This window comes from Streptomyces sp. NPDC088733 (assembly GCF_044751185.1).
In the GTDB taxonomy this organism is placed as follows: domain Bacteria; phylum Actinomycetota; class Actinomycetes; order Streptomycetales; family Streptomycetaceae; genus Actinacidiphila.
The window spans coordinates 70,863-87,693 of sequence record NZ_JBIVLH010000019.1 but is presented as its reverse complement, the minus strand read 5'-3'; the positions used below and the strand labels follow the sequence as shown (position 1 = coordinate 87,693).

The 16,831-nt window shown below is 72.5% G+C and carries 17 protein-coding genes and 1 riboswitch; of the genes, 7 read left to right on the top strand and 10 right to left on the bottom strand.

Features of this window, described 5'->3' with window-relative positions; translation table 11 throughout:
* Positions 1-81: 81 nt before the first annotated feature.
* The 4 genes from ACIP64_RS29300 to ACIP64_RS29285 form a co-directional block, all read right to left on the bottom strand.
* Positions 82-2,469: an ATP-binding cassette domain-containing protein gene (locus ACIP64_RS29300; RefSeq protein ID WP_401592450.1), complete on the bottom strand. Its 2,388-nt coding sequence runs from the start codon at positions 2,467-2,469 to the stop codon at positions 82-84.
* A gap of 119 nt (positions 2,470-2,588) precedes the next feature.
* Positions 2,589-2,945: a VOC family protein gene (locus ACIP64_RS29295; RefSeq protein WP_401592448.1), complete on the bottom strand. Its 357-nt coding sequence runs from the start codon at positions 2,943-2,945 to the stop codon at positions 2,589-2,591.
* A 129-nt stretch (positions 2,946-3,074) separates the two neighbouring features.
* The gene (locus tag ACIP64_RS29290; RefSeq protein WP_401592446.1) at positions 3,075-3,686 is read right to left on the bottom strand and encodes a maleylpyruvate isomerase family mycothiol-dependent enzyme; all 612 of its coding nucleotides are present in this window, start codon (positions 3,684-3,686) and stop codon (positions 3,075-3,077) included.
* Positions 3,687-3,723: 37 nt separating this feature from the next.
* Positions 3,724-4,410 (bottom strand): hypothetical protein, encoded by a 687-nt coding sequence (locus ACIP64_RS29285; protein ID WP_360901002.1) that lies wholly within the window; start codon positions 4,408-4,410, stop codon positions 3,724-3,726.
* A gap of 51 nt (positions 4,411-4,461) precedes the next feature.
* Between ACIP64_RS29285 and ACIP64_RS29280 the strand changes: the two genes are divergently transcribed.
* Positions 4,462-5,169 (top strand): copper homeostasis protein CutC, encoded by a 708-nt coding sequence (locus ACIP64_RS29280; RefSeq protein ID WP_401592444.1) that lies wholly within the window; start codon positions 4,462-4,464, stop codon positions 5,167-5,169.
* Positions 5,170-6,109: 940 nt separating this feature from the next.
* Here ACIP64_RS29280 and groL read toward each other — a convergent pair.
* From groL to thrC, 4 genes are all read right to left on the bottom strand, one after another.
* Positions 6,110-7,732, bottom strand: a complete 1,623-nt coding sequence (groL, locus tag ACIP64_RS29275) for a chaperonin GroEL (RefSeq protein ID WP_360900996.1) — start codon at positions 7,730-7,732, stop codon at positions 6,110-6,112.
* Between the two features lie 364 nt (positions 7,733-8,096).
* Positions 8,097-8,303, bottom strand: a complete 207-nt coding sequence (locus ACIP64_RS29270; protein ID WP_005486335.1) for a cold-shock protein — start codon at positions 8,301-8,303, stop codon at positions 8,097-8,099.
* Between the two features lie 426 nt (positions 8,304-8,729).
* Positions 8,730-9,008 (bottom strand): ubiquitin-like small modifier protein 1, encoded by a 279-nt coding sequence (locus tag ACIP64_RS29265; RefSeq protein WP_401592441.1) that lies wholly within the window; start codon positions 9,006-9,008, stop codon positions 8,730-8,732.
* A 50-nt stretch (positions 9,009-9,058) separates the two neighbouring features.
* Positions 9,059-10,351: a threonine synthase gene (gene thrC, locus ACIP64_RS29260; protein ID WP_401592439.1), complete on the bottom strand. Its 1,293-nt coding sequence runs from the start codon at positions 10,349-10,351 to the stop codon at positions 9,059-9,061.
* Between the two features lie 18 nt (positions 10,352-10,369).
* Positions 10,370-10,497, bottom strand: a riboswitch (SAM riboswitch).
* A 171-nt stretch (positions 10,498-10,668) separates the two neighbouring features.
* On the opposite strand from thrC, the gene ACIP64_RS29255 reads away from it, so the two are divergent.
* The 4 genes from ACIP64_RS29255 to ACIP64_RS29240 all read left to right on the top strand — a co-directional run bounded on the left by ACIP64_RS29255 (position 10,669) and on the right by ACIP64_RS29240 (position 14,925).
* Positions 10,669-11,646 (top strand): glucosyl-3-phosphoglycerate synthase, encoded by a 978-nt coding sequence (locus ACIP64_RS29255; protein ID WP_401592437.1) that lies wholly within the window; start codon positions 10,669-10,671, stop codon positions 11,644-11,646.
* 201 nt (positions 11,647-11,847) lie between these two features.
* Entirely contained in the window at positions 11,848-13,308 is a 1,461-nt protein-coding gene (locus ACIP64_RS29250; protein ID WP_401592435.1) for a trehalose-6-phosphate synthase, read from the top strand.
* 88 nt (positions 13,309-13,396) lie between these two features.
* Complete coding sequence (locus ACIP64_RS29245; RefSeq protein ID WP_401592433.1) at positions 13,397-14,005, top strand: RNA polymerase sigma factor; 609 nt, start codon at positions 13,397-13,399, stop codon at positions 14,003-14,005.
* On the top strand, positions 14,002-14,925 hold the full coding sequence (locus ACIP64_RS29240) for a CU044_5270 family protein (protein ID WP_401592431.1): 924 nt from the start codon (positions 14,002-14,004) through the stop codon (positions 14,923-14,925). The genes ACIP64_RS29245 and ACIP64_RS29240 overlap by 4 nt, the downstream gene beginning before the upstream one ends.
* Here ACIP64_RS29240 and ACIP64_RS29235 read toward each other — a convergent pair.
* On the bottom strand, positions 14,904-15,320 hold the full coding sequence (locus ACIP64_RS29235) for a hypothetical protein (protein ID WP_401592429.1): 417 nt from the start codon (positions 15,318-15,320) through the stop codon (positions 14,904-14,906). The two genes, ACIP64_RS29240 and ACIP64_RS29235, sit on opposite strands and share 22 nt — an antisense overlap.
* Complete coding sequence (locus ACIP64_RS29230; RefSeq protein ID WP_360900971.1) at positions 15,317-15,709, bottom strand: ATP-binding protein; 393 nt, start codon at positions 15,707-15,709, stop codon at positions 15,317-15,319. Before ACIP64_RS29230 ends, ACIP64_RS29235 begins: the two co-directional genes overlap by 4 nt.
* A 115-nt stretch (positions 15,710-15,824) precedes the next feature.
* Here ACIP64_RS29230 and ACIP64_RS29225 point away from each other — a divergent pair, with 115 nt between their 5' ends.
* The gene (locus ACIP64_RS29225; protein ID WP_401592427.1) at positions 15,825-16,643 is read left to right on the top strand and encodes a Scr1 family TA system antitoxin-like transcriptional regulator; all 819 of its coding nucleotides are present in this window, start codon (positions 15,825-15,827) and stop codon (positions 16,641-16,643) included.
* Positions 16,640-16,831 (top strand): DUF397 domain-containing protein, encoded by a 192-nt coding sequence (locus ACIP64_RS29220; protein WP_401592425.1) that lies wholly within the window; start codon positions 16,640-16,642, stop codon positions 16,829-16,831. Before ACIP64_RS29225 ends, ACIP64_RS29220 begins: the two co-directional genes overlap by 4 nt.

Here is a 16,831-nt window from a genome sequence, read left to right as displayed (position 1 = left end):
TCCGTGCCGGCTCGTTGTGGCTGAGCGCGCAGTTCCCAGCGCCCCTGACGGGGCCCGATGTCGCGGGCCCCGGGCGGGGCGTCAGGCGCTGACGTATTGGGCGAGGTGGGTGGCGGTGAGGGTGGTGGGGGTGGCGACGAGGTCGGCGGGGGTGCCCTCGAAGACGATGCGGCCGCCGTCGTGGCCGGCGCCCGGGCCGAGGTCGATGATCCAGTCGGCGTGCGCCATGACCGCCTGGTGGTGCTCGACCACGATGACCGACTTGCCGGAGTCGACGAGCCGGTCGAGCAGGCCGAGCAGTTGCTCGACGTCGGCGAGGTGGAGGCCGGCGGTCGGCTCGTCGAGCACGTAGATGCCGCCCTTGTCGGCCATGTGCGTCGCCAGCTTGAGGCGCTGGCGCTCACCGCCGGACAGCGTGGTGAGCGGCTGGCCGAGGCTGAGGTAGCCGAGGCCGACGTCGGCGAGGCGGGTGAGGATGGCGTGCGCGGCAGGGATGCGGGCCTCGCCCGCGCCGAAGAACTCCTCGGCCCCGGTCACCGACATCGCGAGCACCTCGCTGATGTCGCGGCCGCCGAGGTGGTACTCCAGCACCGCCGCCTGGAACCGCTTGCCCTCGCACTCCTCGCAGGTGGTGGCGACGCCGGCCATCATCGCCAGGTCCGTGTAGATCACGCCGGCGCCGTTGCAGCCCGGGCAGGCGCCCTCCGAGTTGGCGCTGAACAGCGCCGGCTTCACGCCGTTGGCCTTGGCGAACGCCTTGCGGATCGGCTCCAGCAGCCCGGTGTACGTCGCCGGGTTGCTGCGCCGCGAGCCGCGGATCGGGCTCTGGTCGACCGAGACCACGCCCGCGCCGGGCGGGATCGACCCGTGCACGAGCGAGCTCTTGCCGGAGCCGGCCACGCCGGTGACGACCGCCAGCACCCCGAGCGGGATGTCGACGTCGACGTCCTGAAGGTTGTGCGCGGTCGCGCCGCGGATCTCCAGGGTGCCGGTGGGCTTGCGCACGCTCTCCTTGAGCCGGGCGCGGTCGTCGAAGTGGCGGCCGGTGACCGTGCCGGCCGCCCGCAGCCCGTCGACCGTGCCCTCGAAGCAGACGCTGCCGCCCGCGGTGCCGGCGCCGGGGCCGAGGTCGACGACGTGGTCGGCGATCGCGATCACCTCGGGCTTGTGCTCGACGACGAGCACCGTGTTGCCCTTGTCCCGCAGCCGCAGCAGCAGGCCGTTCATGCGCTGGATGTCGTGGGGGTGCAGGCCGACGGTGGGCTCGTCGAAGACGTACGTGACGTCGGTGAGCGAGGAGCCGAGGTGGCGGATCATCTTGACGCGCTGCGCCTCGCCGCCCGACAGCGTGCCGGAAGGCCGGTCCAGGGAGAGGTAGCCGAGGCCGATCTCGGCGAAGGAGTCGAAGGTGTCCACCAGGGCCGTCAGCAGGGGCGCGACGGAGGGCTCGTCCAGCGCGCGGACCCATTCGGCGAGGTCGCTGACCTGCATCGCGCAGGCGTCGGCGATGCTGATCCCGCCGATCTTCGAGGAGCGGGCCGCCTCGGTCAGCCGCGTGCCGTCGCACTCGGGGCAGACGGTGAACGTCATCGCCCGCTCAACGAACGCGCGGATGTGCGGCTGGAGGGCGTCGACGTCCTTGGCGAGCATCGACTTCTGGATCTTCGGGATCAGCCCCTCGTAGGTCAGGTTGATCCCCTCGACCTTGATCTTGGTCGGCTCCTTGTGGAGGAGGTCGTGGAGTTCCTTCTTGGTGTACTTGCGGATCGGCTTGTCCGGGTCGAAGAAGCCGCTGCCGCGGAAAATGCGGCCGAACCAGCCGTCCATGCTGTAGCCGGGGACGGTGATCGCGCCCTCGTTGAGCGACTTGCTGTCGTCGTAGAGCTGGGTCAGGTCGATGTCGGTGACCGTGCCCCGGCCCTCGCAGCGCGGGCACATGCCGCCGAGGCGGTTGAAGGTCGCCTTCACCGTCTTCTTCGCGCCGCGCTCGACGGTGATCGCGCCGCTCGCCCGGACCGAGGCGACGTTGAAGGAGAACGCGTTGGGCGAGCCGATGTGCGGCTGCCCGAGCCGGCTGAACAGGATGCGCAGCATCGCGTTGGCGTCGGTGGCGGTGCCGACCGTGGAGCGGGGGTCGGCGCCCAGCCGCTGCTGGTCGACAATGATCGCCGTGGTCAGCCCGTCGAGGACGTCGACCTCGGGCCGGGCCAGCGTCGGCATGAAGCCCTGCACGAAGGCGCTGTAGGTCTCGTTGATCAGCCGCTGGGACTCCGCGGCGACCGTGCCGAAGACGAGCGAGCTCTTGCCCGAGCCGGAGACCCCGGTGAACACCGTCAGCCGGCGCTTGGGGATCTCGACGCTGACGTCCTTGAGGTTGTTCACACGCGCGCCGTGCACGCGGATCAGATCGTGGCTGTCGGCACTGTGCAGCGCGTGCGGCCGCGGGTCCGTCCTCGTGTCCGTGCTCATCGTGTCTCCCTCGGTCCCTCTGAGTCGGTACTGGTGTCCCACCGGCATCGAACAGTACGTCCGGTCGCCGTGTCCGCGCTTCCGGCCGACCGGTCCGGCCGGCCGGAGGCGGCCGCGGCTCACCGGTCCTGGATCAGCCCGAGGACATTGCCGTCGAGGTCGGTGAAGGTGGCCACGAGGCGGCCGCCGCCGACGTCGCGCACCGGGTCCTTGACGGTGGCGCCCGCGGCGGTCACCTCGGCGAGCTTCGCCTCGATGTCCGCCACGTGCCAGTGGGCGACCGGCGAGGTCATGCCCTGCGGTCCGCCGCTCGGCACCAGGCCGATCTGCTGGCCCTCGACCTCGAAGCCGACGTAGTACTCGCTGTCGTGCTGCGGGGCGACACCGAGCAGGGCGGTGTACACCTCCTTCGCCTTCGCGAGGTCGGAGACGGGATGCAGCACGGTCTTGATGCCCTGGGTGGAAGAGCCGCTCATGGTCACTCCTGAGGTCGTGGGTCGGGGCGGGGCGGCGGCGGTGGCGCCGTCGCCCGCTCTGTCCGCCACGCTAATCGCGACCCGGCCGCCGGGGCTTCTCGAATCCTGACCGGTTCGGTCCCGTCCCGGTCAGAGCGGGTCGCCCTGGAGCCGTCCTTCGGGGAGCCTGCGTCCGCACAGCGCGGACGCCAGGTCGCCGGCCTCACCGCTCAGGGCGGGTCCTGAGCCGTAGGACCAGTCCAGGTCGGTGGCGCGCAGGGCGCGGCCGTCGACCGCCACACCGAAGTGGGCGTGGCCGCCGCCGTACGTCAGGTCGTTCAGGACGGCGGTGACGGCCTGCTCCGGGGCCCGGCGCTCCACGCCGAGGGGCACGGTGATGTCGAGGCCGTGGATCACCACGTGGTTGAGGGCGCCGCGGACCCCGCCGCCGGGCGGGGTCCAGTGGTGCATGACCTGCGAGCGCAGCCCGGCGACGAGGGTGTCCTCCGGCAGCGCCGCGTCGCGGACGGCGACGGCGTTCGACAAGCGGGTGAAGTCGTAGTCGCAGGCGCGCAGTTCGGCCATGAACTCGTCTTCGGTGAAGCGTGCCGCCATGGTCATGTGCGCCACGACCTCGCGCACCCGCCAGCCCTCGCAGAGCGAGGGGGTGTCCCACCGGTCCTTGCCCGCCCCGTCGAGGAGGTCGGCGAGGGAGAGGTACGCGGTGGTGAGCGCGGATCGCAGTACGGCGTCATCGGTCATGGCGGCCGCCTTCCGGTGGGTGCGGGCACGACAGGTCTCAGAGGGCAGACCGGTCCGGCGGCGCGGAGTCATCGGCGGAGAGCAGGAGTTCCAGTTCCGTGGTGAGGTTGCGGCGAGCCGTGTCCTCCCAGCGCTCGTAGCCGATGGTGGTGCGGAACAGCCGCGGCAGCGCGAGGAGCTGGCGCAGTACGCCGGCGCGGCCGGCGCGGAAGGCGTCGTCGGGGACGAAGCCGTACTCGTCGCGGACGGCGGCGGCGTAGGCGGCGTAGGCGACGGGGTCGCCGGCCAGGACCGCGAGGTCGGCGTCGCACAGCACCTGGCCGTTGCGGTCGCCGTCGCCGGGGTGGTGGGTGACGGTGAGCCGGACGAGGCGGGCGACCTCGGCGGTGATGGTGTCGGGGACGGCCGCCTCGGGCAGCGCGCGTTCGGCGAGGCGGGCGCTGCGCTCCTCGTTCTCGGAGCGGTCGGGGCGGTAGACGGCGTCGTGGAACCAGGCGGCGAGCAGCACCGCGTCGATGTCCTCGGCGTACTCGGCCAGGGAGTCGACGTGGACGAGCACCGCGGCCAGGTGGTCGGTGGTGTGGTAGCGGCGTTGGGGTTCGGCCCAGCGGGCGAGCAGGTCCTCGCCGTAGGGCCTCGGGTCGACGGACTCGGTCTGGCAGCGGCGCAGCAGCGCGCTCCAGTGCGTCAGCAGCTCGGGATCGGTGGCGGCCATGTCGGCCATTGTGGAGCACGGGGGTCGCGGGCCGGTGGAGGCATGTGGGATCCTGAATATATGTCTAGACCAATTTTCGAAGTGATCGCGCTCGACGCCGACGACGCACGCGCGGCCCAGGCGGGGGGCGCGGACCGCCTCGAACTGGTCACCGACATGTCCGCCGACGGCCTGACCCCGCGCCGGGAGGTCTTCGCGGCCGTGCGCGCCGCGGTGGAGGTGCCGGTACGCGTGATGCTGCGCGGCCGGGCCGACTTCGCGGCGGGCGACGCCCAGGAGGTCGACGCGCTGTGCGCCGCGGCGGCCGCGCTGCGCACGGAGGGGGCCGACGAGTTCGTGCTCGGCTTCCTCGACGCCGCCGGCGGCCCCGACCTGCGGGCGGTGCGGATGCTGGCCGACGCCGTGGGTCCGGGCGCGCGCTGGACGTTCCACCGCGCGATCGACCACTGCGCGGACCGCGCGGCGCTGCGCGCGGCCCTGCGGGGACTGCCCGGGCACGACACGTACCTGACGGCGGGATCGGCCCGCGGGGTCGACACCGGCCTGGACGTCCTGGTCGCGGAGGCGGCGGAGGGCGCGCCCGGCGATCCCCAGTTGATGGTCGGCGGCGGCCTGCGCGCTGAGCACCTGCCCCGGCTGCTGGCGGCGGGCATCGACGCCTTCCACGTCGGCGGCGCGGTCCGCCCCGACGGCTGGTCGGGCCCGGTCGCCGCGGAAGCCGTCCGCACCTGGCGCGAACTGCTCGACGCGCCGGTCGCCGTGGGCTAGCCCGACTCGGTCCCCCGCCCGAACCTCCCTGCGCCCTCCCCCCCCTCGGCCCGCCACATCGGCCGGGCGGCGGAGGTGCGCCAGGGGGCGCGGTCGGCGCGGAGGCCCTGCACACCCGGCGCTGCCTGCTCGACGCGCCTACCCCCGGGCCAGGCCTCTGGCCGGCCCCCGCGGGAACCGCCCGCCCACGCCCCTCGCCACGTTGGCCGGCAACCGGAGGAGCAGCAAGGCGCTGCGCCAGAGTGCCCGGTCGGCGCAGAGGCCCCACGCCCCCGGCGCAACCTGCCCAACCGCCCCTCGCCGTGGGGCCAGCCCTCCAACCGGGCGCGAGGATGCGGGCCTCGGCCCGGTCCTCGCGGGAACGCCCGCTCGGCCGGGCGGCGGAAGGGCGGCGTCCCGTCCGTGGTGACGGAGTTGGCATCGGCCGTGAGGTGGACCGGCTCCCTTGGCAGCCGTACCGCTCGATCAGGGCTTCGGCGTCGTCGCGCGCGGAGCGGTTCCGGAAGCCGTGGTCCCGACCGCGTCGCGCCCGGCATCCGCTCGACCAGTTCCTGCCGCTCTCACGGCGGACCTCTTCCGTGAGCCGGTCGTAGGGCTCGGCCTCCCGTTCCACCCCGGAGTCTCGCCCGCTGAGTCGCTGCCGGACCGCTTCGTCGGTGGGGAGCCGGGCGAGCCGCCCGAGAGGCCGCACCTCAGCACCACCGTGCCCGTCCGGCAGGCGGAATCCGGACGCGCCACGGTCCGCCCTCGGCGGCTGGTCGGGCCCGGTCGGCGCAGCGGCCGTACGCAGCCGGCGCGGGCCGCCGGCGAGGCCGGGGGCAGGCGGCCGCGAGGGCCGCCTCATCGCTCAGCGCCGGGAGGCGGGGACGCGGGAACGCCCGAGGGCGGCACCCCGTGGGGGGTGCCGCCCTCGTTCGTGTACTGCTGAACCCTCGCGGGATCAGAAGTCCATGTCACCGCCCGGCATGCCGCCGCCGGCCGGGGCCGCGGCCTTCTCCGGCTTGTCGGCGATGACGGCCTCGGTGGTGAGGAAGAGCGCGGCGATGGACGCCGCGTTCTGCAGCGCGGAGCGCGTCACCTTGGCCGGGTCGATGATGCCCTCGGCGATCAGGTCGACGTACTCACCGGACGCGGCGTTGAGGCCGTGACCCGGGGTGAGGTTGCGGACCTTCTCCACCACGACGCCGCCCTCGAGGCCGGCGTTGACCGCGATCTGCTTCAGCGGGGCCTCCAGGGCCAGCTTCACGATCGCCGCACCGGTGGCCTCGTCGCCGTCGAGCTCGAGCTTCTCGAAGACGTTGGACGCCTGGAGCAGAGCCACGCCACCACCGGCGACGATGCCCTCCTCGACGGCGGCCTTGGCGTTGCGCACCGCGTCCTCGATGCGGTGCTTGCGCTCCTTGAGCTCGACCTCGGTGGCCGCGCCGGCCTTGATGACGGCCACGCCGCCGGCCAGCTTGGCGAGGCGCTCCTGGAGCTTCTCGCGGTCGTAGTCCGAGTCGCTGTTCTCGATCTCGGCACGGATCTGGTTGACCCGGCCCTGGATCTGGTCGGCGTCGCCGGAGCCGTCCACGATGGTGGTCTCGTCCTTGGTGACGACGACCTTGCGGGCGCGGCCCAGCAGCTCCAGACCGGCGTTCTCCAGCTTGAGGCCGACCTCCTCGGACACCACGGTGCCACCGGTGAGGATGGCGATGTCCTGGAGCATGGCCTTGCGGCGGTCGCCGAAGCCCGGGGCCTTGACGGCGACGGACTTGAAGGTGCCGCGGATCTTGTTGACCACCAGGGTCGACAGGGCCTCGCCGTCCACGTCCTCGGCGATGATCAGCAGCGCCTTGCCGGACTGCATGACCTTCTCCAGCAGCGGGAGCAGGTCCTTGACCGCGGAGATCTTGGAGTTGACGATCAGGATGTACGGGTCGTCGAAGACGGTCTCCATACGCTCCAGGTCGGTGGCGAAGTACGCCGAGATGTAGCCCTTGTCGAAGCGCATACCCTCGGTGAGCTCCAGCTCCAGACCGAAGGTCTGGGACTCCTCGACGGTGATGACGCCTTCCTTGCCGACCTTGTCCATCGCCTCGGCGATGAGCTCGCCGATCTGGGGGTCAGCGGCGGAGATGGAGGCGGTGGAGGCGATCTGCTCCTTGGTCTCCACGTCCTTCGCCTGCTCGAGCAGGGCGGCGGAAACGGCCTCGACGGCCGCCTCGATGCCACGCTTCAGGGCCATCGGGTTCGCACCCGCGGCCACGTTGCGCAGGCCCTCGCGGACCAGCGCCTGGGCGAGGACGGTCGCGGTCGTCGTGCCGTCACCGGCGACGTCGTCCGTCTTCTTCGCGACCTCCTTGACCAGCTCCGCGCCGATCTTCTCGTACGGGTCCTCGAGCTCGATCTCCTTGGCGATGGACACACCATCGTTGGTGATCGTGGGGGCGCCCCACTTCTTCTCGAGGACGACGTTGCGGCCCTTGGGGCCGAGGGTGACCTTGACGGCGTCGGCGAGCTGGTTCATCCCGCGCTCGAGACCGCGCCGTGCCTCCTCGTCGAACGCGATGATCTTGGCCATGTGAAGTGGTCCTCCCGGACTTGGGGTCCCCCCGCGACGCGCGGCCGCGGGGAAGGATTACTCCAGGACCGCGCCGGCGCCCGCGACGGACGGCCTGCCCTTCCGCCGGTTCCTTTCCGGCGGTCGAGCGGGCCTCACCCACTCGGTCCTTTGTCACTCTCAACGTCAGAGTGCTAACGCCAATGATTAGCACTCGCCCTAGGAGAGTGCAAGCCGCTCGGCCGGTCTCCCGCCAGGTGCCGGGGCGGGCGGGGGCGGGCGGGGGGCGCCGGACAGACGAAGGCCCGCCCCCGTTCAGAGGGCGGGCCTTGACATGTACGTTTGAGCGCGTCGGTGCGAGGCGCTCCGTGGCCGGTGCGCGGCGTCAGCCGGCGGCGAGACGGACCATGTCCGCCTGCGGCCCCTTCTGGCCCTGCGAGATCTCGAACTCGACCCGCTGACCTTCCTCGAGGGTGCGGTAGCCGTCCATCTGTATCGCGCTGTAGTGCACGAAGACGTCCGCACCACCGTCGACCGCGATGAAGCCGTAGCCCTTCTCCGCGTTGAACCACTTGACGGTGCCCTGAGCCATTCCTAACTCCCCTATTGCTGGCCTTTCGCAGGCCCGCACCTCGCGGACCCGGGTCAGACCTCACCCCCTACAGCCAAGGGGGCGTGCGCCGGAACGCGTCGACCGCGGCTGAATGTATCTGCACGAACGCTGTCTGCAACAGGTCAATCCGACGAGAAATCCGGGCAGGAGGAAAGGGAAGAACGGCTCGATCGGCCAATGATCCGGGGCAAGTCGGGCGGGACATATGACGCCAACACGACAATCATCGCAGGAATTTGGCGATAAATCGTCGACAGGGACGCCCCGGAAAGAGGGTTTGCGCAGGGCGTTGCAGAGGGTTGCGAGCCTCTGGAACAACTGTACAGCCCTTCAACTACCCCTCACGCACACAGGGGTGCCGGGAGCAACTCCCGGCACCCCTGCCCGTTCCACGGCGCTTCCGGCTCAACAGCCCCCGGCGACCGCGGGGATGATCGACACGGACGCGCCCTCGGCCACCGCGGTCTGCAGGCCCTCGGAGAAACGGACGTCGTCGTCGTTCACGTAGACGTTCACGAAGCGGCGGAGCTTGCCCGTGTCGTCCAGGACACGGGCCGCGATGCCGGGGTGGTTCTTCTCCAGCGACTCGATGACCTCGGCCAGCGTGCCGCCCTCGGCGGGGACCTCGGCCCGGCCGCCGGTGTAGGGGCGGAGGATGGTGGGGATGCGGACGTTCGCGCTCATGATGCGGGGTTCACCTTCGTTTCGGGACGGACGGCGATCGGCGGCCGGGGTCAGCCGGCCAGGCCGGCGGCGCGGAACGCGTCGAGGCTCGGGCGGATGGTGGCGGTGGGACGGGAGGTCGCGGCGACGGCGTCCAGGGTCTTGAGCCCGTCACCGGTGTTGAGCACGACCGTCTCGGCAGCCGGGTCCAACTGCCCGCTCTCGATCAGCTTCTTGAGGACGCCGACGGTCACGCCGCCCGCCGTCTCCGCGAAGATGCCCTCCGTACGGGCGAGCAGCTTGATGGCGTCCACGATCTGCTCGTCGGTGACGTCCTCGACCGCGCCGCCGGTGCGCCGGGCGATATCCAGCACGTAGGGGCCGTCCGCCGGGTTGCCGATGGCGAGCGACTTGGCGATGGTGTTCGGCTTCTGCGGGCGCACGACGTCCTGCCCGGCCTTGAAGGCGGTGGAGACCGGGGAGCACCCCTCGGCCTGGGCGCCGTAGATGCGGTACGGCTTGTCCTCGACCAGGCCGAGCTTGATCAGCTCCTGGAGCCCCTTGTCGATCTTCGTCAGCTGGGAGCCCGAGGCGATCGGGATGACGAGGTTGTCCGGCAGCCGCCAGCCGAGCTGCTCGCAGATCTCGTACGCGAGCGTCTTGGAGCCCTCGCCGTAGTAGGGGCGGAGGTTGACGTTGACGAAGCCCCAGCCCTCGCCGATCGGGTCGCCGATCAGCTCGCTGCAGAAGCGGTTGACGTCGTCGTAGTTGCCCTCGATGCCGACCAGTTCGCCGCCGTAGACGGCGGCCATGACGACCTTGCCCTCCTCCAGGTCGTGCGGGATGAAGACGCAGGACCGGAAGCCGGCGCGGGCCGCCGCGGCGCCGACCGCGCCCGCGAGGTTGCCGGTGGAGGAGCAGGACAGCGTGGTCAGGCCGAAGGTGCGGGCGGCCTCCAGGGCGATGGCGACCACACGGTCCTTGAAGGAGTGCGTGGGGTTGCCGGAGTCGTCCTTGATGTGCAGGCCGCCGGTGACGCCCAGTTCGCGGGCGAGGTTGTCGGCCTTGACGAGCTTGGTGAAGCCGGGGTTCAGATTGGGCTTGGTGGCCACGTCGGCGGGGACGGGCAGCAGCGGCGCGTAGCGCCAGATGTTGTTCGGACCGGACTCGATGCGCTTGCGGAGCGTCTCGGGATCGCCGGCGGGAAGGTCGTAGGCCACTTCGAGCGGCCCGAAACAGACCTCGCACGCGAAGATCGGGCTCAGCGGGAAGCGTTCGCCGCACTCGCGGCAGGACAGTGCGGAAGCGGGTCCGAAGGGGGAATCCGTGGACGCGACGTCGGTGACAGCAGTCTGCGCAGCCATGTCAGGCGAGGCCCTTTCTCCTCATCTTCCTCGCGGCGCATTTCGCCGCGAGACGGAATTGGCACCTTCCCCACCTGGACCTCGCGGTCGGCGGGAGGGTTGCCGGGGCTTCAACGGGCCGTTCCCTCTGCCCCTCTGGATGAGCGGTATGGCACCGGGCGCGGGGCCCGGGCATTTGTCGTACGAGGCGCGATCACCGCGGACATACGATGGTCATGCCTCGTGTTCTCGACTGTAACCGACGACCTCGAACCTGGTCACAGCCCGTCCGTCCTTCGAGACAAGCCGAAGAAGAGGGGCAGAAACGGAGCAACGCAGTGCTGGACGAGGTAGCCGGCTGGCTGCGGCGGCGGTCCTGGACCGCCGAGCGCCGGCCGCTGGGCCAGCTCCTCGCCGCGAAGCGGGCCGCGGGCCCGCGCGGAACGGTGAGCGTGGTGCTGCCCGCGCTCGACGAGGAGGCCACGGTCGGGGCGATCGTCACGGAGATCCGCCGCGCGCTGATGTCCGACGCACCCGGGGCCGTGCCGCTGGTCGACGAGCTCGTCGTCCTGGACTCGGGCTCCACGGACGGGACCGCCGCGGTCGCCGCGGCGGCGGGCGCGACCGTGGTCCACCGCGACGCGATCCTGCCGCGGCTGCCGGCCGTGCCCGGCAAGGGCGAGGTGCTGTGGCGCTCACTGCTCGCCACGCGCGGCGAGATCGTCTGCTTCGTCGACGCCGACCTGCGCGAGTTCGACACCCGCTTCGTCTCCGGGATCGTCGGGCCGCTGCTCACGGAGCCGGACGTCCAGCTGGTCAAGGCGATGTACGACCGGCCCCTGGAGGCCGGCGGCACGGTGGAGCCGGCAGGCGGCGGGCGCGTCACGGAACTGGTCGCCCGGCCCCTGCTCAATCTGCACTGGCCGCAGCTCGCGGGCTTCGTGCAGCCCCTCGGCGGCGAGTACGCGGCGCGGCGGTCACTGCTGGAGCGGCTGCCGTTTCCCGTGGGGTACGGCGTCGAACTGGGGCTGCTCATCGACGCGCTCAACGCGGTCGGGCTCGACGCGCTCGCGCAGGTCGACGTCGGTGTGCGGCACCATCGGCACCAGGACGGGCAGGCGCTGGGCCGCATGGCCGCGACGATCTACCGCACGGCGCAGACGCGGCTGGCGCGGGGGCACCTGGTGCGGCCCGTCCTCACGCAGTTCGAGCGGACCGCGGAGGGGTTCGCTCCGCGGGTGCATGAAGTGACGACGGAGGAGCGGCCGCCCATGATCTCGATCCCGGAGTACGTGCGGCGCCGCGAGGTTGCGTGACGCTGCGGGGGCTTCGGTGCGGGTGCGTCGTGGCTGAGCGCGCAGTTCCCCGCGCCCCTGGGGGGTCGTGGGCTGGGCGCGCAGTTCCCCGGGCCCCTGAGGGGGGCGTGGGGTGGGCGCGCAGGTCCTTGCGGCCCTGGGGACGCTCGGGTGGCGTAGCGCACACGTTTGCGGGTGGGGATGCGTGGCTAGGCTGGCGGCATGGTCGCATCGCATGGCGCGCGGGTTCTGGTGGCGTCCAATCGCGGGCCCGTCTCGTACAGCCTCCGGGAGGACGGGACGCTGGAGTCGCGCCGCGGAGGCGGCGGTCTCGTGTCGGGGCTGAGCGCGATCGGGCCGGACACGGACGCCGTGTGGGTGTGCGCCGCGCTCGGTGACGGCGATCGCGCGGCCGTGCTGCGGACCGCGGACAGGAGCGGGCGGCTGGCCGCGGAGGACACCGGCGACCAGCGGGTGCGCATGCTGGACATCCCGGCGGAGACGTTCGCGTCCGCGTACAACGGGATCGCGAACTCCGTGCTGTGGTTCGTCCACCACCTGCTGTTCCAGACGCCTCTGGAGCCCGTCTTCGACGAGGACTTCCGCGAGCAGTGGGCGGCGTACGTGGCGTACAACAGCGCGTTCGCCGACGCGCTGGCGGAGGAGGCCGGGGAGGGCGCGGCCGTCCTGGTGCAGGACTACCACCTGACGCTGGTGCCGCAGATGCTCCGCTCGCGCCGCCCCGACCTGCGGATCGGCCATTTCTCGCACACGCCGTGGGCGCCGCCGGACTACTTCCGGCTGCTGCCGGACGACGTGGCGGCCGAGGTGCTGAGCGGCGTTCTGGGCGCGGACCGGGCGGCGTTCCTGACCCGGCGCTGGGCGGAGGCGTTCGCCGCGTGCTGCGCCGATGTGCTCGGCGCGTCCGTGAGCCGGGACGGGGACGCACTGTCGGTGACCCATCAGGGCCGCACCACCCGGATCGGGGTGCACGGGCTGGGGGCGGACGCGGAGTTCCTGCGGGAGCGGGCGCACCGGCCGGACGTGGAGGAGCGCCTGGCGGTGCTCCGGGAGGCCGTGGGCGGCCCGGACCGCAAGGTCGTCGTGCGGGTGGACCGCACCGAGCTGTCGAAGAACATCGTGCGCGGCCTGCTGGCGTTCGCGCAGTTGCTGCGCGACCGTCCCGAGTGGCAGGGCCGCGTGGTGCACATCGCGTTCGCCTATCCCTCGCGGCACGACCTGGCGATCTACCGCGAGTACACCGACGAGGTCTCCGATCTGGCGGAGGAGATCAACGAGGAGTTCGGCACCCCGGGTTGGGAGCCGGTGATCCTGCACGTCAAGGACGACTTCGCGCGCTCGCTGGCGGCGTACCGGCTGGCCGACGTGGCGCTGGTCAACCCGATCCGCGACGGCATGAACTTGGTGGCCAAGGAGATCCCGGTCGTCTCGGACGACGGTGTCGCCCTGGTGCTGTCGCGTGAGGCGGGCGCCTACGAGGAGCTGGGCGACGACGCCTTCGTGGTGAACCCGTACGACATCCTGGCCACGGCCCGCGCGCTGCACCAGGCGCTCTCGCTCTCGCACGGGGAACGCGCCGAGGCCACCAAGCGCCTGGTGGCGGCGGCCACCGCGCTGCCGCCTCAGCGGTGGTTCCTGGACCAGCTGCACGCCCTCGACTGACCTGCGTTGAGACACTGGGGCCGACCGCACGTTCTCCTGGGTGACACACGTCACCGCGACGCGGGGCGGCGGCCGGACAGGAATTGACGTGGAGCTTTCACTGCGAGCCCGGGTGCGGGCCGGGGACCCGGCCGCGTTCGCCCAGCTCTTCGACGACCACGCGGGCGTGGTGCACCGGCACGCCGTGCGGGTGCTGGGCAACTGGGCGACGGCCGAGGACATCGTGTCGCTGACGTTCCTGGAGGCGTGGCGGACGCGCGAGCGGGTGCGTGTGGACGGCGACAGCCTCCAGCCGTGGCTGCTGGGCATCGCGACGAACGTGATGCGCAACACGGCGCGTGCCGCGCGGCGCCACCAGGGCGCGCTGGCGCGGCTGCCGCTGCGGGACGCGGTGCCGGACTTCGCGGACGAGCTCGCGGACCGGCTCGCGGACGCCGAACAGCTCGGTGCCGCCCGCCGGGCGCTGGAGCAGTTGCGGCGGCCGGAACGCGAGGTGTTCGCGCTGTGCGTGTGGGCGGGACTGGACTCCGTCGCGGCGGCCGAGGCGCTGGGCATCAAGGTCGGCACGGTCCGCTCGCGGCTGTTCCGGGCCCGGGAGCGGCTGCGGAAGCTGACGGAGGACGAACTGGCACGGGGCCGGGCCGCCGCCGGGCGGCGTCCGGCACCGGAGGAGCAGGTCGGGAGGGAGACCCGGTGAACGAGCACGCCGAACTGGTGGAACTGCTGCCCCCGCCGGGCGACCCGGTCCTCCCGCCGGCCCGCGAGCGGATACTCAAGGAGCACCTGCTGCGCGAGATCGCCCGGGACGGGAAACCGGTACCGCGGCCGCTGCGCTCCCGGGTGCGGCGCCGGCTGCTCACGGCGGGCGTTCCCGCGGCACTGGCGCTCGCCGTCCTGGCCGGTGTCGACGCGAGCGGGGTCCTCGACGACGGCCCCGCCGTCAGCGCGGCCCAGCGGTACCGGGCCGAGGTGCTGCTCACGCGGATCGCGCGGGCGGCGGACTCGCGCCCGGCCGCCGCGGTCCAAGACGACCAGTACGTGTACACCGAAGTCCGGGGCGCCAAGCGGTACTTCGCCGACTTCCTGCCGACCGGGCCCGACGCCCTCGCCCAGCGCGAGGACTGGCACGCCGTGGACGGCCGCCGCAAGGGCCTGGCCCGTATCCGGGCGATCCCCGCGGACGGCGGTGCCACCGGCCACATCGACATGAGCCTGGACGCCGACCCGAACGGCACCACCTACCGCGAGCTCACGGCCCTGCCCACCGATCCGGTTCTGCTGCTGCGCACGCTGTACGCGCGGACCGCGGGCCAGGGGCCGACGCACGAGGAGGCGGTCTTCGAGTCGATCGGCGCGATGCTCCCGGACTCCCTCCTCCTCCCCGACCTGAACTCCGCGCTGTACCGGGCCGCCTCCCGGCTGCCCGGCATGGTGGTCGTGGACCGCACCGCGGACGGCGCGGGCCGCCGCGGGGTGGGCCTGACGTTCTTCGGGTCGCGGCACGACACGACGTGGGTCTTCGACCCGTCCTCGCTGGCGTTCCTGGGGACGACGCGGACCGCGGTGATCGAGGTGGGGATCGCCGACCGGGCCGGTCAGCCCCCCGTGCACGGCTGAGCGGCCGCTCGCCGCCGGCTGATGCCCAGCCGGATGCGGGCGGTCAGCGCGCCGGTGGCGAGGTAGTGCTCCACCTCCGCGAGCGGGGCGCGGCGGGCGAGCGGTTCGAGGCCGACGACGAGGGCGACCGGGCCGCCGTCCGCCACGAACGCGGACCACCGCTCCCCGACGGCGGCTTCGAGCAGGCAGCCGCCCGCTTCACCGTGCACGACCGCCCGGCCGGGGGCGGGCACGGTGACCCGTTCGCCCAGGTCGGGCAGGCGGCGCCCCGGTTCGGTCAGGCCGAGCAGCGCGGCGAGCCCGGCCGTGCCGTGCCCGCGCGGGTGGGCCAGCAGCAGGAAGGCCACCGGCCCGAAGGCGGTGTCGTCGAGCCAGGCCCAGGTGGCGGGCCTCACCGCAGCACCACCCAGACCTGCTTGCCGGTGGGGGTCGGGCGGGCGCCCCAGCGGTGGGCGGCCGTCGCGATCAGGTGCATGCCGCGCCCGCGTTCGGCCGACCAGTCGAGCGGCAGCGGCGCGGGGACGGGCAGCCGGTGCGAGCGGTCGCTGACCGTGGCCCGCACTCCCTCGTCGGCGAGGTCGTGCAGGGTCAGTTCGCACTCGGGGGAGCCCGCGTGGCGGTGGACGTTGGCGAGTATCTCGGTGACGCACAGCGCGGCGGCGTTCGCGAGGTCCTCGCGGCCCCAGGCGCGGAGCTGTTCGCGCACGGCGGTGCGCACGGCGGCGATGCGGGCGGGCTCGGCGACGACGCGCATCGCCGTTCCGGGTGGGGATTCCTGCGTCATGGGGTCAACGGTTCCGTGCCGTGGCTAGCCTGACCAGGGACGACCTGACCCCGGGTCAGCTGTGTCGGGGCGGCCGGGCCGGTGTGTACGCGCTGTGTATCGGGGAGGTGGTGCCGTGTCCGCGACGAAGGGCGAGGGCTCGGCCAGCATGCGGATGTTCGGCTCGGTCGCACGGTCGCTGCGGGAGGCGCGGGGACTGTCGACCGAGGAACTGGCCGCGCACGTCGGCTACTCGAAGTCGCTGGTGATCAAGGTCGAGCGGGGGGAGCGGATGCCGCCGCCGGCCTTCGTGGAGGGCGCGGAGACGCTGCTCGGCGACGCGGGCGGGGTGCTGCGGGCCGCGGCGCGGCATCTGGAGCGCGGTGAGTTCCCCTCGTGGTTCGAGGAGTACGCGGAGCTGGAGCGCACGGCGGTCTGCCTCTACACGTACGACACACACGTGGTCAACGGCCTGCTCCAGACCGAGGACTACGCCCGGGTGGTGCTCGGCGCCTACTGCCCGGCCCTCGAAGGGGAGGAGGTGGAGCGGCGGGTGCGGGCCCGGCTGGCCCGGCAGTCGCTGCTGACCCGGGCCCCGGCGCCGCAGCTCGCCTTTGTGGTCGAGGAGTGGGTGCTGCGCCGCCCGGTGGGCGGCCGGGAGGTCAACCGGCGCCAGCTGGAACGGCTGCTGGAGGTGGCCGCGCTGCGGAACGTCACCGTCCAGGTGATGCCGCTCGCGCACGAGGCGCACGCCGGTTTCGACGGGCCCATGCATCTGCTGGAGACCCCCGATCTGCGGCTGCTCGCCTATCTCGAAGTCCAGGGCCGCAGCGTGCTGATGAGCGAGCGGAATGAGGTCAGCAAGCTCAACCAGCGCTATGCGATGATCCGGTCGCAGGCCCTCAGCGTCGGGGAATCCGCGAAGGTGATCGAGCAGATTGCAGGGGAGCTATGACCTCCGAACTCGCATGGTTCAAGAGCAGCCACAGCGGCAGTGAGGGCGGCGCGTGCATCGAGGTCGCCGCCGGTCCGGCAGCCGTCCACGTCCGGGACTCCAAGGACCCCGCGGGGCCCGTGCTGGTGTTCCCGGCCGAGCAGTGGTCGGCGTTCGTCGCGTTCGCCGCCGCCGTACCGGTGGAGTGA